Annotated in this window: 14 protein-coding genes and 1 pseudogene; 6 read left to right on the top strand and 9 right to left on the bottom strand. The window is 55.4% G+C overall.

The features are described from left to right. Positions 1-91: 91 nt before the first annotated feature. The 3 genes and pseudogenes from ACTG4M_RS15510 to ACTG4M_RS15500 form a co-directional block, all read left to right on the top strand. Positions 92-451: pseudogene (locus ACTG4M_RS15510) on the top strand (response regulator); the annotation flags it as partial. A gap of 113 nt (positions 452-564) precedes the next feature. Then, the gene (locus ACTG4M_RS15505) at positions 565-1,503 is read left to right on the top strand and encodes a response regulator (protein WP_439124571.1); all 939 of its coding nucleotides are present in this window, start codon (positions 565-567) and stop codon (positions 1,501-1,503) included. Beyond that, the gene (locus ACTG4M_RS15500; protein ID WP_439124570.1) at positions 1,496-1,879 is read left to right on the top strand and encodes an Hpt domain-containing protein; all 384 of its coding nucleotides are present in this window, start codon (positions 1,496-1,498) and stop codon (positions 1,877-1,879) included. The genes ACTG4M_RS15505 and ACTG4M_RS15500 overlap by 8 nt, the downstream gene beginning before the upstream one ends. Before the next feature lie 15 nt (positions 1,880-1,894). Here the strand turns inward: ACTG4M_RS15500 and ACTG4M_RS15495 are convergent, their stop codons facing one another. The 6 genes from ACTG4M_RS15495 to ACTG4M_RS15470 form a co-directional block, all read right to left on the bottom strand. Continuing rightward, complete coding sequence (locus ACTG4M_RS15495) at positions 1,895-2,929, bottom strand: AbrB family transcriptional regulator (RefSeq protein WP_439124569.1); 1,035 nt, start codon at positions 2,927-2,929, stop codon at positions 1,895-1,897. After that, the gene (locus ACTG4M_RS15490; protein ID WP_439124568.1) at positions 2,916-3,695 is read right to left on the bottom strand and encodes a citryl-CoA lyase; all 780 of its coding nucleotides are present in this window, start codon (positions 3,693-3,695) and stop codon (positions 2,916-2,918) included. Before ACTG4M_RS15490 ends, ACTG4M_RS15495 begins: the two co-directional genes overlap by 14 nt. Next, the gene (locus tag ACTG4M_RS15485) at positions 3,692-4,900 is read right to left on the bottom strand and encodes a CaiB/BaiF CoA transferase family protein (protein ID WP_439124567.1); all 1,209 of its coding nucleotides are present in this window, start codon (positions 4,898-4,900) and stop codon (positions 3,692-3,694) included. Before ACTG4M_RS15485 ends, ACTG4M_RS15490 begins: the two co-directional genes overlap by 4 nt. Next, positions 4,890-6,413 carry a tripartite tricarboxylate transporter permease gene (locus tag ACTG4M_RS15480; protein ID WP_439124566.1) on the bottom strand — a complete coding sequence of 508 codons (1,524 nt, stop codon included), beginning with the start codon at positions 6,411-6,413 and terminating at the stop codon, positions 4,890-4,892. Before ACTG4M_RS15480 ends, ACTG4M_RS15485 begins: the two co-directional genes overlap by 11 nt. A 12-nt stretch (positions 6,414-6,425) precedes the next feature. Continuing rightward, the gene (locus ACTG4M_RS15475; RefSeq protein ID WP_439124565.1) at positions 6,426-6,917 is read right to left on the bottom strand and encodes a tripartite tricarboxylate transporter TctB family protein; all 492 of its coding nucleotides are present in this window, start codon (positions 6,915-6,917) and stop codon (positions 6,426-6,428) included. A 117-nt stretch (positions 6,918-7,034) separates the two neighbouring features. Then, entirely contained in the window at positions 7,035-8,021 is a 987-nt protein-coding gene (locus ACTG4M_RS15470) for a tripartite tricarboxylate transporter substrate binding protein (RefSeq protein WP_439124564.1), read from the bottom strand. Positions 8,022-8,124: 103 nt separating this feature from the next. Here ACTG4M_RS15470 and ACTG4M_RS15465 point away from each other — a divergent pair, with 103 nt between their 5' ends. The 3 genes from ACTG4M_RS15465 to ACTG4M_RS15455 are packed head-to-tail and all read left to right on the top strand — an operon-like array spanning position 8,125 to position 11,158. Then, positions 8,125-8,793, top strand: a complete 669-nt coding sequence (locus ACTG4M_RS15465; RefSeq protein WP_439124563.1) for a response regulator transcription factor — start codon at positions 8,125-8,127, stop codon at positions 8,791-8,793. Continuing rightward, complete coding sequence (locus ACTG4M_RS15460) at positions 8,790-10,163, top strand: sensor histidine kinase (RefSeq protein ID WP_439124562.1); 1,374 nt, start codon at positions 8,790-8,792, stop codon at positions 10,161-10,163. The genes ACTG4M_RS15465 and ACTG4M_RS15460 overlap by 4 nt, the downstream gene beginning before the upstream one ends. Continuing rightward, positions 10,133-11,158 (top strand): ABC transporter substrate-binding protein, encoded by a 1,026-nt coding sequence (locus ACTG4M_RS15455; protein ID WP_439124561.1) that lies wholly within the window; start codon positions 10,133-10,135, stop codon positions 11,156-11,158. The genes ACTG4M_RS15460 and ACTG4M_RS15455 overlap by 31 nt, the downstream gene beginning before the upstream one ends. 4 nt (positions 11,159-11,162) lie before the next feature. Here the strand turns inward: ACTG4M_RS15455 and ACTG4M_RS15450 are convergent, their stop codons facing one another. Genes ACTG4M_RS15450 through ACTG4M_RS15440 form a run of 3 tightly spaced genes read right to left on the bottom strand, consistent with a single transcriptional unit; the run spans position 11,163 to position 13,359 of the window. Further along, entirely contained in the window at positions 11,163-12,056 is an 894-nt protein-coding gene (locus tag ACTG4M_RS15450; RefSeq protein WP_439124560.1) for a polysaccharide deacetylase family protein, read from the bottom strand. Continuing rightward, positions 12,053-12,478, bottom strand: coding sequence for a nuclear transport factor 2 family protein (locus ACTG4M_RS15445; RefSeq protein ID WP_439124559.1), 426 nt, complete (start codon positions 12,476-12,478; stop codon positions 12,053-12,055). The genes ACTG4M_RS15450 and ACTG4M_RS15445 overlap by 4 nt, the downstream gene beginning before the upstream one ends. Before the next feature lie 11 nt (positions 12,479-12,489). Beyond that, positions 12,490-13,359: an amidohydrolase family protein gene (locus ACTG4M_RS15440; RefSeq protein ID WP_439124558.1), complete on the bottom strand. Its 870-nt coding sequence runs from the start codon at positions 13,357-13,359 to the stop codon at positions 12,490-12,492. Between the last annotated feature and the right edge of the window lie 128 nt (positions 13,360-13,487).

The following is a 13,487-nucleotide window of genomic DNA, read 5'->3' as shown; positions in this document are numbered from 1 at the left end:
CAGGTTGGAACGATGACTACTTACGTAGCATTCTCAACGGCTTGGCCACTCCGTAAGTCAAACGCGATTGCCCTGACATGTTGATGACGACGAAGACATTCGCGTTATCGCTAAAATGGCTTTGGAATTGGTGGACACGTTTGAAATACACCAGTTCAGCTCTGGTCCTGCCGCTTTGGCAAGCCTGCAGACCATAACACCACAGCTCTTGTTGCTGGACGTGATGATGCCGGGGATGACCGGGCCTGAATTGTCTCGGCAGATCAAAACAATCGACCAACACCGTGATATTCCAGTCATCTTTATGACCGCCAAAGCCGAAGACACCATGACGAAAGAGTTGATTGATGCCGGTGCTTTGGACGTCATTACCAAACCATTTGATCCAATGACATTAGGTGCTCAGATTCGGGGAATCTGGTCTGAACACGCTGGTGAAACGAAGATTTAGTAAACTTTAGATTGTATGGTATCTTTTGGATGTCCGTCCAATTTGTGCCACATTCGTCAAACATCCTAGCGATAACTCCCGTAAAGTGGGCTGCCAAATCAAAGGGGTGAATCATGAGAATTCTTGCGGTTGACGACGATCCGGATTTCATCGCGATCTTTTTGGATACGTTGAATCATCTGGGATATTCTGACGTGACTCCGGCAATGTCAGGGCGCGAAGCGCTTGATCTGATCAAGAACGCACCGCAGAGCTTTGATTGCTGCATTTTGGACATTCAGATGCCCGGAATGAGCGGCATTGAGCTCTGTCGTCACATTCGCGCTTTGCCATCCTATGCGGATGTGCCGATCATGATGAACACTGCCATGTCCGACAAGCGCTACATTGATGATGCGTTTGCGGCTGGTGCGACGGATTATCTGACAAAACCGATCGACGAAACTGAGATCAAAAGCCGTCTTGGCGTTGTGCAACTTCTTGTTTCTGAACGTCGTCGCTCAAGCTTGACCGCCGTGAACAAGAACGGTCACACTCCGGTTTTGCCATCATACGGTTTTCATGACAGCATTCCGATGACGCGCATTGATGGCGGCATCGAAGTTCTTGCAATGGAGAATTATCTCAACGCTCTTGGCCTTTTTCGTGCTCTTTCGGTTGTCGCGGTTGGCGTCCAAGTCACCAATGCCCGCGAGATTTTCGACATGGAGGGCGGTGCTGTATTCGGTGACGTCATGTTGGACGTTGCGACCTGTATTGCAGACTGCCTGCCATTCTCGGCTAAAATGATATCTTACAAGGGTGCCGGCGAATTTATCTGCCTGATTCCCAAACGGCGCGAACGGGGAAATGCAGCATTCGGTGATCAGCTCATGGGCTTTATTGGTGAATTCCAAAGGGTCTACGATGAACTGCACATGCGCCTGCCTTCCGTCTCAGTTGGACCAGCGATGACCTGTCGAACCTCGAACTTGACAACACCGTCACGCTTGATTGATGAAGCCATCAAAGCGGCCAAAGACTATCACAAGCAGGATGCGCATTTTGCCTGAGCCACGATCGCAACAGTCAACGGTACCAGATGTTCGGCCACAACTCGCCCGCATCCGTATCGGCTTTCTGGTGCGACTTGAGGAACGCTGTCTTGATATGGACCGGTTGGCCAACGCGATCGACGCAAACGGCGTCCAACCGCATTTAATCGACGCCTTGTCAGAGCACGTACATAAGATCTCTGGCGTGGCAGCAACGCTTGGCTTCGCGCGTTTGGGCGCTCTTGCCGCCAAAACCGATGGGCTTATGACCGAACTGAAATTGCAAAAGGATTGGATTGCGATGCGTGACCTTGTCGAAGCGTTGCTGAACGAGGTCGAGACGGTTCTGGAAACCCAGACCCCAGATGGATCGTCGTTTGAACAAACCACATGACACGGACCGGTTGTCTCATGTGTTTTTGAAACGTATTGCGAATACCGGCAGCAATACACCCAGTACCAAAAGCCGAAAGACATGATGCGCGGCAACCAGCGCCGGCTCTAATCCTGTTTCGATCGCAAGTGCGGCCATCACCTCAACGCCACCGGGTGCAAAGGCCAAGAACAAGGCAGCTGGTGGAAGGCCGACCAGTCTGGCCGCTACATACGCACCGATTGCTGCGATGATGCAGCCTGACAACGTACTGAATAGCCCAGCAAGGAACGCTTTGCGCAAAAGCGATTTGTCGATTCCGCCAAACCGTGTGCCAATCAAAGCCCCCATGCAGATGAACGCGCCCATTGTCATCCAAACAGGTGCCACACCTGTGACCAACCCGCTGCCATGACCAACGGCCGATGCAGACATTGCGCCGATCAACAACGGTGCTGGAACGGACAATCGTTTGAACATCAAACCGACGGCAAGCGCGGTACCGAGGGTTAATGCCAACTCAATAGCCGAACTAATGCCCTGATCAATGAATGTCCCGGCCCCTGTGACCCCCCAGAACGAAATCAAGACCGGGACGAGCAGTGTCAGCAAAAAGACCCGTACAGTTTGCACCAGAACGACTTGTGGTACGTCAGCCTTCAGTTCTGTCGAAAGCCCCAACACAAAGGTCAAATGTCCAGGGGCCGAGGCCAGAAATGCGGTCGCAGGTGTGTGGCCAAAGAACGCGCGCAAGCTCAATGGAACGAGCAGCAATATGACAACCAAGGTTAGCGTCAAAATCAGAAACGAAATTGGCCATGTCAAAGCCGCTTCAATCACGTCGGGCGTCACAGTGCTGCCGATCTGCACGCCGATCAAAAGAAACACCACGTCACACAGACGAGGCGGCATCGCGGTTTTCATACCCAAGAGCGCCGCAATCGCTACCGCTGTGGCTGCGCCTGTGACGAAAGCGGCTGGAAATCCGATGGCATGGAAGAGAAACGCACCGGCCATGCCGATGATCAATGTTGGAATAACAGGCGAAACCACCCGGTTAATTGGCGTCATAGGTCCATCTATAGCCTGGCGGTGTTGGCCCCTTGTTGCGTCCGCCTTGCTCCGTCTGTTCCCACGCATGCGCCAAAATGCCAACAGAGCGTGAGAGACCAAAAAATCCGCGCGCTAAGGGCGGAGGGCAGCCAAGCTCGGCGTAGATCACTGCGGTCGCGCCGTCGATATTCATCGGAATGGGTTTTCCCCGTTCCTCGGCAAGATGGCGTTCGATGGCACGCCCAATCTCTGCATAGGCACCGGGAACGGCACCGCTCTTTGCAGCGCTATCCACCAATTCCAGCAGGCGTGGCGTGCGTGGATCGACTGGTTTGTGGAAACGATGCCCGAAGCCTGGAACAAATCGGCCGTGTTCAGCGCGCCATGCGTCCAACGATGTCTCCAAACCGTCTGGTCCTGCTTGTTCAACAGTACGGTAAAGGGCAACGGCCTGTTCGCCAGCACCACCATGTACATCGCCCAACATATTGAGTCCCGTCGCCATCGCGGATTGCAATCCAATGCCACAAGTCGCAGCCATACGTGCGGCGGCAATCGAGGGGGCTTGTGGGCCATGGTCGACAGCCGACACAAGTGCGGCTTCAAAAAGGTCTGCGCGTGCGCCCGTGATCTCTTCTCCGACGACCATCAGCCAGATCATCTGAGCGAACCCGGTGTTCCCGATCAGCTCCTGAACAGGACGTCCGCGCAAATGAATGCGTCCGGGCTCCATGTCTATGATTTTTGTACGCCACCAATCCGCGACATCGTTGGGTTCGGTCAAATCACGCCCTCCCGGCGCATGGTGTCAATCTCGGCCTGAGTATAGCCCAAGCCATTTAGAATACGCTTAGAATCTTGCCCCAACGCAGGTGGTGGGGAGTCGGCTGTTGGGCGTTTCCCATCCAGCATCGTGCCGATTGAAACAAGGTCAACCGCGTGGTCAACGCCCTGCACGTGTTCGAACCGTTTAATGAAGTTGCGGTCGCTGATCTGCGGATGCGCAAGGATTTCTGGCACGCTCATGACGGCTCCGGCAGGAACGCCCAGACCATTAAGCTCTTCCGCCCAGTCCTTTGCTGACCGTGTCGTCAGAACGGTCTCCAACTCTGCCTTCAGACGCAGACGGTTCGCTTTGCGATCCTCGCGTGTGGCAAAGGCCGGCGCATCTAGCAGGTCACTACGACAAAGATGGCGTGCCAAGCTGACCCACTGATCGTCCTTGTTTGCAGCAATATTGATCAGTCCATCTGCGCATTGGAATGCACCAGAGGGGGCCGACGTTGGGTTTTCGTTACCGTTAGGCTGCGGGGTGACGCCACCGACAAGATGGTTCGACACAACCCAACCCATGGTCGCCAATACTGCTTCAAGCATCGAAACGTCGATGAACGTCCCCCGCACAGGCGCATTAAGCGCTGCGCAAATCGCCATTGCCGCTGTCAGTCCACCGACGGTATCGGCCAGCGGATATCCAACCCGTAGGGGTGCATTCGTTGTGTCGCCTGTAATCGACATAACCCCGGAGAGGCCTTGAACAATCTGATCGTAGGCGGGGCGTTTAGCCCAAGGACCGGTTTGACCAAAGCCGGAAATGGCGCAGTAAATGAGATTGGGATTGCTTCGTTGTAATTGATCGTACCCGACGCCCAATCGATCCATGACGCCTGGCCGGAAGTTTTCGACCAACACATCAGCGTTCGCGACTAGTTGCTTGAGAACGTCTTTGCCGCGCGCATCTTTTAGGTTCAGTGTTATGGAGGATTTACCGGCGTTCTGTGCCAGAAAACTAATCCCCATACCTTTTGAAGACAAGGCAGGATCAGCCCCTAAATTGCGGGCCAGATCACCTTGACCAACTGTCTCGACCTTGATGACTTCTGCCCCGAGATGCACGAGTTGGTGACAGGCGAATGGACCGGCAAGAACGTTCGTCAGGTCAAGAACCCGGACCCCATTAAGGGGCCCGGAGGATTCGTCAGTCGCCATCTGCTACGCCTTCGGCCCGCTTGCGCGCGCGGTATCCGCGATAGCTGGGTAGGATCACAAGGATCAGGGCCAGAACCAACAAACCAAGTGTCATTGGCCGTTCAAGGACAAAGTCGAAACCGCGATATAACTGCATAGCCCGGGCAAAGTTGTTCTCAAGCATCGTACCAAGGATGAAGCCGATCAAAAGTGGAGCCAGGGGATAATCCGCAAAACGCAGTATCGTGGCGACCACACCGAACCCGACAAGGATCAGAAGTTCGGTTGAATTGTTCTGTCCTAGATAGCTGCCCATCAATGTGAAGAACAAGATGAACGGGATCAGGAAGGTACGTGGAATCGTCAGGATTTTAGCGATATAAGGAATGAGCGGCAGGTTCAGGATCAGCAGAACCAGATTGCCCAGGTACATAGAAATGATGACAGCCCAGAAGACCTCTGGTGTGTCTGTCATCAATCGCGGTCCTGGCGTGACGTTGAGCGCCAAGAGCGCACCCAGCAAAATAGCTGTGGTGCCAGATCCTGGAATGCCGAGCGTGAGCAAAGGTACAAAAGATCCGGTGCAGGCTGCATTGTTGGCAGTCTCAGGTGCGGCCAATCCTTTGACCGACCCTTTGCCGAACTCTTCCTGCTCAGCTCCTTTAGCGATGTTACGCTCGACAGCGTAGCCCAGAAACGATGCGATGGTCGCACCGGCCCCCGGAAGAACACCAATGAAAAAGCCTTGCAAGGATTGACGCCCGATCACAGGGGCAATGCTGCGCGCCTCATCGCGAGTGATCCGCATGCCAGTGATTTTGCCGCTGTCCCCTCCCGAACCATTGGCAGCGCGTGCGGGGTTCATCACCAAAAACAAAGCCTCGGGCAGAGCGAACATCGCCATCGCTAGCGTAATGAACGAAAACCCGGATTGCAGATCCATCATGCCGAAGGTGAAGCGTGGCATGTTCGACAAGGCGCCCTCGCCAACTGTGCCAAGCATGAGACCCAAGAGCGTCATCATGAGCGCCTTGGCGACCTGACCGGTCCCGGCAAAGGCTGCAATCGCCGATAGGCCAACGACCATTAGGGCAAAGTACTCTGCAGAATGAAAGAGCAGCGCGACGGATGACAGGGCGGGTGCAAAAATCATCAATAGGATCGCGCCAATGGTGCCGCCTGCAAAACTTGCAACTGCCGCAATGGTGAGGGCCTTGCCGGCCTGGCCCTTGCGGGCCATCGGGTAGCCATCAAAGCTGGTGGCAACCGTGCCGGCGACTCCCGGCGCATTAAGCAGGATCGACGAAGTGGAGCCCCCAAAGATCGCACCGTAATAGACGCCGGACAAAAGGATCAGCGCCGCTGTAGGGTCACCGATCCCAATAGCCACCGGGATCATAATCGCGATGATTGACATGGGCCCAAGGCCGGGCAACATCCCGATCAACGTGCCGATGACACAACCCATCACAACCATGATCAGGTTAAACGGTGTGACGGCGGCGGTCAGACCTATCAGAATTCCTTCAAGCATCTATTGGCCCCTTTACATGAAAATGCCGGGCCAAGGGCGCAGGAATATCCCCAACACCTCTTGGACCAGATACCAAATCGACCCGGCCGCGATGACCGTCACGGGGATCAGGATATGAAAGCGACGTTCGCCAAGGATGACTGCACCGATGACCAAAAACCCAACCGTAGATCCTAGGAAGCCCAGAGGTCGGAGGGTAAGCGCGTAGATGACCATCAGCGCCAAAAGGCCTAAGGCTTGACCAATGTGGTAATCGCCAAGGCGCTTCAGGTCGATCGTGCCGTCTTTGACAGGTGCGGCATTGGCATCCGGTTTCGATGTGAACAGAACGATCAACCCCACAAAAAGGCCAAAAACCGTGAGGATTTTCGGGAAAGTCGATGGCCAGACCGGGTTGCGTTGCAGGATCGGTGGCAACTGGTCATCCATGGTGAAAAAAGCTGCATAACCGTAAACGCAACACAGTGCGATAAAGGCCAGAGCGATCCAGCGATCAAGCGCCATCTCTCGTTCCTCCCAGTTGTTTTGAAAAAGTCTGAATTTGCGGATGCCCAGTGCTGGTCAAACCAGCCGGGCATCCGCCTTAAAGGTTTTCAAGGCCCAATCGGACCGCGAAAAGGATCAGAGGAAGCCGAGTTCGCGCATCAGATCACCGATCTGCTTTTCTTGACCTTCTAGGAAGGTCTTGAACTCGTCACCTGGACGGAAGATGTTGACCAGACCCATACGGGCACGAACTTCTTCCCACTCGGGGGTTTCCATCATTTCGGCGAGCATGTCCTGATAGGCTGTCAGCTGCTCTTCCGGTAGGCCGGGGGCCGCAAAGAAACCACGCCAGTTGACGAACTGCGCATCAATACCCTGCTCAGTGAAGCTGGGGGCCGCATCAAATGCTGGAACGCGGTCCGGGGAGGTCACGCCGAGAATGCGGACTTCGCCCTGTTCTGCCAAAGCAACCGCTTCGGAAAACCCGGTCGACAGTGCATCGATTTCGCCAGACAGCAAACCTGCCATTGCTTCGCCGCCCGCGTCATAGCCGATGTAGTTGAATGCCGTCGGATCTTCGCCTGCCGCTTGCATGACGATTGCCGCAACCAAGTGGTCCATGCCACCCGGAACAGAACCACCGCCGATTGCGAAAGCGTTCGGATCTTCGCGATAGGATGCGAGCGCATCTTCCATCGAATTGATGGGGCTATCGGCGTTTACAACAAGTGCCGCGTAGTCGCCGACTGTGCCTGCAACAAGCGTCAGGTCACGAAAGCTTTGGGCAATTTCACCGGTCAGAGCGCGGATCACGATTGGGGTTGAATTGACCATGAGTGTGCCATGGCTGCTCTCGGCGTTTTCGATCAGGTTGCCAATCGCAACACCGCCGCCGCCGCCTGACATGTTTTCGAATGTTGCCGTTCCGACCAGACCTGAATTCATCAGGGCTTCTCCGGTTCCGCGAGCTGTTCCGTCCCAACCGCCGCCGGCACCGCCGGGGATCAGAAAATGTACCGCTTCCATCTTTTGATGTCCGGAAGCGAATGCCACGCCCGAAAGCGCAACGGTTGCGGTGGCCGCAGCAATAAGCGACCGGCGTGACCACTCAAGAGTGTTCATTGGTTATCCTCCCATTTGACAGGCGGTCCTCTCCCGCCCATGGTCGTACATCACCATAGAAAGCTGACAGAAGCCTGACACGGGCCACGAAGGAGGAAACGGGGTGCGCTATCTTCTGGTGGAAGACAACCAGGAACTGGCTGAGGCGATCGTGAACCGGTTGGCTCTTGATGGGCATGCCGTCGATCACGCAGGCAGCTTATCAGACGCCGAAGACTGTCTTGCCGTTGCGAGCTATGATTTGATCCTGCTGGACGTGATGCTGCCGGATGGTGATGGACGTGATTTTCTTGCGCGCAGTCGCGCGCATCTTGAAACGCCGGTGATTGTCTTGACGGCACGGTCGCAGGTCTCGGATCGTGTTGGTGCATTGGATCAAGGGGCAGACGACTACATCACCAAACCATTCGATTTCTCCGAACTTGAGGCGCGGTGTCGTGCTGTGTTGCGGCGGCGCGGTGGGGAAGCCCGAAATGAAATTGCGCTAGGTGAAGCAGTGTTCGACCCGCTTGCGGGTACGCTGCGTCATGGGGCAGAGGCGATTGACTTGCGCAACCGTGAAATCCGCCTGCTCGAAGTTTTTGCCCGCCATCGCGGTCAGATCTTGTCCAAAGGCCAATTGATGGACCGCCTGTTTTCCTACGATGCCGAAGTGACTGAGAACGCCATCGAAGTATATGTCGGACGTCTGCGCCGCCGGATTGATGGAATGGGGCTAAGGATCGAAACCGTTCGTGGTCTTGGCTACCGCATGGAGACCGGAGATCAGTGACCGGCACGGGCTCTATCGGGCGTCGATTGACGTTACTACTGGCGGGTGTTGCAGCCTTGTTGTCGGTCCTTAGCTGGTGGATGGTGACCGAACTGGCCCGCCAAGCGGCTGAACGAACTCAAGACAATGTTCTTGCTGCATCGGTGACGACGATTGCGGAAACTCTGCGAAGTGAACAGGGTGAGGTTCGTCTAGAACTCCCGTATTCGGCATTCTCAATGCTTGGCGCGATTAGTGAAGACCGGGTGTTCTACCGCGTGGCGACAGAGGACTCTTTGTTGACCGGGTACGGCGACCTGCCGGTCCCGACAGCCGAAGGGTTGTCAGGAGGAAGAGTTGCCTTTGACACGGGCGAATACAGTGGTGAAGAGGTGCGCATGGCGACCGTTTCGCGTTTGGTCCTGGCTGGTACGCAACCTGTGTCGGTGAATGTGACCGTCGCCCAGACGCGCAGTGGTGTTGCCTCTATTTCTGCGGAACTGTCTCAGCTTGCAGCGATCCTGTCAGTTGCATTCTTTTTGGTCGCTGTCAGCCTGTCCGCCTTTGCCGCACGCACATCTCTTAAACCGCTGAATGAAATCGCAGCCGCCGTATCTCGGCGCGGACCGTCCGACTTGCGGCCACTGCGACGTGCCGCACCAACCGAGCTTGCGCCTTTGTTGACGTCACTCAACCGACTTATGGATCGTCTTGGTCAGTCCATCCGAAGCGCTGAGGATTTTATTGCCGAGGCAGCGCATCGCATTCGAACCCCATTGGCTACGGTGCGCGCGCAGTCCGAAATCGCCCTGCGGTCAACCCAAGATGAAGGACAAAAAAAGCGGCTTCGTCAGATGATCCGGGCTGTTGACGAAAGCTCTCGGTCTGCTGGGCAGTTGCTTGATCATGCGACGGTTATTTACAGATCTGATGATCTGGCTCGTCTCCCAATCAACCTGTCCGATCTGGTCCGACAAACGGCATCCGGGTTGGAACCGACCGCCACGATGAAAGACATTCGCCTGACAATAGATGCACCGCCTACGCATGTAAAAGGTGATCCCGTGCTGCTGGAAAACGCTCTGAGAAACGTATTGGACAATGCGATCAAGTATTCTTCGTCGGAAACGGATGTCGCGATTGCCGTGACCCAGAAGGACCACGAAATCCACATTTCTGTAATGGACGAAGGTCCGGGTTTAGGGGATGGTCCGGTCGATGCGTTGACCCAACGCTTTCAGCGCGGCAGCAATACGCAAGGGATTGTCGGCTCAGGACTTGGTCTGACTATCGCGAAAGACGTGCTTTTGGCTCATGGCGGACGGCTCGTACTTCAAAACCGAGAAGGGGTTGCAGGCACATGCGCGACACTTGTCTTGCCCTCATACTGATTTGCCTCGGAACACTCGCCTCGGCATTGGAAATCGAGGACCATCGTTTGTTCCCTGGCTCCGGTGACCGCGTTCTGAAGGTCATCTCGACAGCTGATCTCGAAGTGTTCGAGCCGTATCTCAACGCATTCCAATCTGAACAACCGAGCTTGTCGATTGATTACACAGTTGTGTCGTCTGCAGAACTGCACAGAGCAATCCGTAGTGGTGCTGTGTTTGACCTAGCCTTGTCATCAGCCATGGATCTGCAATTCCAATTGGCCAATGATGGGTTTGCACAAAGTCACCAATCTGAACGCACCGCGAGCCTTCCAGAATGGGCGCGATGGCGCGACCTGATCTTTGCGTTTACGGCAGAACCTGCCGTGGTGGTTTTGTCGACACAGAGGTTCAGTGGGCTTGATCTGCCAACGACACGCCAAGAACTGATCACCGTGCTCCGTGAATACCCCGAGCGTTTCGATGGTGCTGTTGGAACTTATGACGTGCGTGACAGTGGCCTTGGGTATTTGTTCGCCACACAGGAAGCACGATCAACCGACGCCTATTGGCGGTTATCCGAGGTTATGGGTCGATTAAATCCGCAGCTTTACTGTTGTTCCGGCCAGATGATCGACGACGTGGCAGCTGGGCGTCTTGCTTTGGCCTATAACGTCCTTGGCAGCTATGCGGCAGAGAGGCTCGCACGGGATTCCGGTGGGCGCGTCCAGATTCTTGGCATGGAGGACTTCGCCAACGCCATCTTGCGGACAGCAATCATACCCTCTACGGCACAGGAAATCACAGCAGCAGGCGCACTTATCGACATGCTTGCGGGTCTTGGTCAACGCGAAGCGCCGGGCGATTGGCCGTTGCCGCCGCTAGGCCATTCGGGCGCGGACAGTCTGGTTGGGTTTGGTCCGATCCGATTAGGCCCAGCTTTGATGGTCTATCTCGACCCGCTCAATCGCCGGACGTTTTTGACCGAATGGGAAAACGCACTTGAACAACGCTAAGCGGTCACGCCGGTTTCGCAATAGCCGGATGATCAGCGCAAAAGTCGTAGATGGCCCCGGCCTGCGTGAACCAGATGTCATCCCGGTGGGCGCAGATGTGCTGCAAGGCACGACGCAAATGGCGCAGACGGTAAGGGTGTCCGACCAGATAAGGGTGAAGTGCGATCCCCATGACCAGCGGCTGCTGCACGGATTGTTCAAGCATTTCATCAAATGTGTCGATGATGATATCAGCAAATGCACAAGCACCATCTTTGCGAGCAACGATAGACGGAATGTCGTTGGCTTCCTGAGGGTAGGGGATCGACAAAATTGGCCCGTGCTTGGTTCGCATCCAAACGGGTTGGTCATCCATGCACCAGTTAAGAGTGTAGGTGTAGCCAGCCTTTTTGAGCAGATCAGGCGTGACGCGACTTTCTGCGATCCACGGGGATAGCCAGCCTTTTGGCGCTTTGCCCTCGGCCTCGGTTAGAATGCCTGTCGCCTCTTTGATCAGAGTTTCCTCATCTTCGAGAGACAACACACTTTGCCGTTCCGAATTGGTGCGCCCATGACCAACGATCTCGTCGCCACGGGCGCTAAAGGCCGCCATCAGATCTGGCGCGTAGTCATACATCACCGAATTGGCGAGAACGCTTGCGGGCATGTTCAAGGCGCTAAACAGGTCTAACATTCGCCATGCGCCAACACGGTTGCCATAGTCACGCCATGCGTAGTTCAGAACGTCGGGCTGTGGCCCACCCGGAGCCAGTTCAGCACCCAGACCCTCGCCAAAAGCAAAATGTTCAAGGTTGAGGCCGATATAGACAGCAAGGCGTTTTCCGCCCGGCCAGTCATAGTCAGGCCTGTCCGTGATGGCGCTGTAATCGTAACGGTCGTGGGTCGGCAATTGGGTCATAAAGGGGCCTCTGCCAGTCCTGCCTTGTCCAGCAGGATTTCTGCGCTGTCGTTCCAGACATGGGTGCTGACGATCTGCCCGTTCCGAACAACAAAGCTGTCCATATAGCGGTTGGTCTCGAACGTCGTACCGTCATGCCATTCACCGTACAGGTAGCCCGTATTATAAACATGCACATCCCCCGATGCAGGATCGAAAGCGGCGTCGGTGCGCAGAAACTTTTTCTTTACCCACTTATACCGTTTGGCGTTGAAGGCTGAGGTCTCATGCGGGCCAGTGAATTTACGCCCACCGGTAAAGGTGATTTTGAAGTTATCGGACACATATGCGCGCGCGCCTTCGGGGTCGGGCACCATTGACCGTTCGAGATAAGCTTCGACGATGGATTTTGCCGCTGTGGCAGGGTCAGTTTTTTGATCCATGATGTCCTCGTTTATTGGGGAAGATGGGCTGTACAATGGCGATGGCAGAAACCTTTTACCACTTTGGCTGCGGCGGCATTCATCGTGCGAGCGTCCTTATTGGCATGAGTGATACGGTCTGCAGCCGACAGCGCGCGGTGACGGAGAGCGGTTTCATCCAGCGTCAGGATGCGGTCTTGGGCGAGTACCATCTGCCCGGCAATCATCACCTCACGCACGGCGGCGCCTGTTTCAGCAAAGACGATCTGATCAAGTGTCGTCCGCTGCGGCGTGTAGTGGCAATAGCCTTGGTCAAGGAACACAAGGTCTGCGGCCCAGCCTTCGGCGATCCGGCCGACTTTGTCGAACCTGAGCAGCTGTGCGCTGCCACGTGTGGCCATATCGAACGCTTCGGCCGTGCGGACCCATTGGTCGCTGTCGATCGTGTGCGCCCGGCTAATCATTGCAGCCAGGCGCATCGCCTCGAACATGTTCTGCCCATCGGATGTATTGCTGGCGTCGGTGCCGATGCCGATCGTGATGCCTGCATCGGCAAGGCGGCGCGTCTGTGCGATCCCGGAGCCAATGCGAAGGTTGCTCATCGGGTTATGTGAAATTCCAGCCTTAGCCTCGGCCAACAGCGTCATTTCCGTCTCTGACAGCCAAACGCCGTGTGCGCCGCTAAACCGATGAGACAGGACGCCAAGCTGGTCGAGATGTTCGGTCAATGAGGTGCCGAACTTGTCTTGTGCCATGATTTGTTGAAGCCGGGTCTCGGCCAAATGAGTTTGAAGCGGAATGTCGATTTCTTCTGAAAGATGTGCGCAGGCCTGAAGAAAAGGATCTGAACAATGCAAGGGAATGGTGGGGCCAATTCCGGGACGTACGAGGTCTGTGGACACAGGCCAATTTCGCAAAGCCTCTTCGCAGACGGCCAAAGTACTGTCCCACTTGGGTCAGGGCAATCGCGTTTGACTTACGGAGTGGCCAAGCCGTTGAGAATGCTACGTAAGTAGTCATCGTTCCAACC

The sequence above is a fragment of the Marivita sp. genome, from assembly GCF_965656765.1.
Taxonomy (GTDB): Bacteria; Pseudomonadota; Alphaproteobacteria; order Rhodobacterales; family Rhodobacteraceae; genus Marivita.
This window is presented reverse-complemented; position numbering and strand designations above follow the sequence as displayed.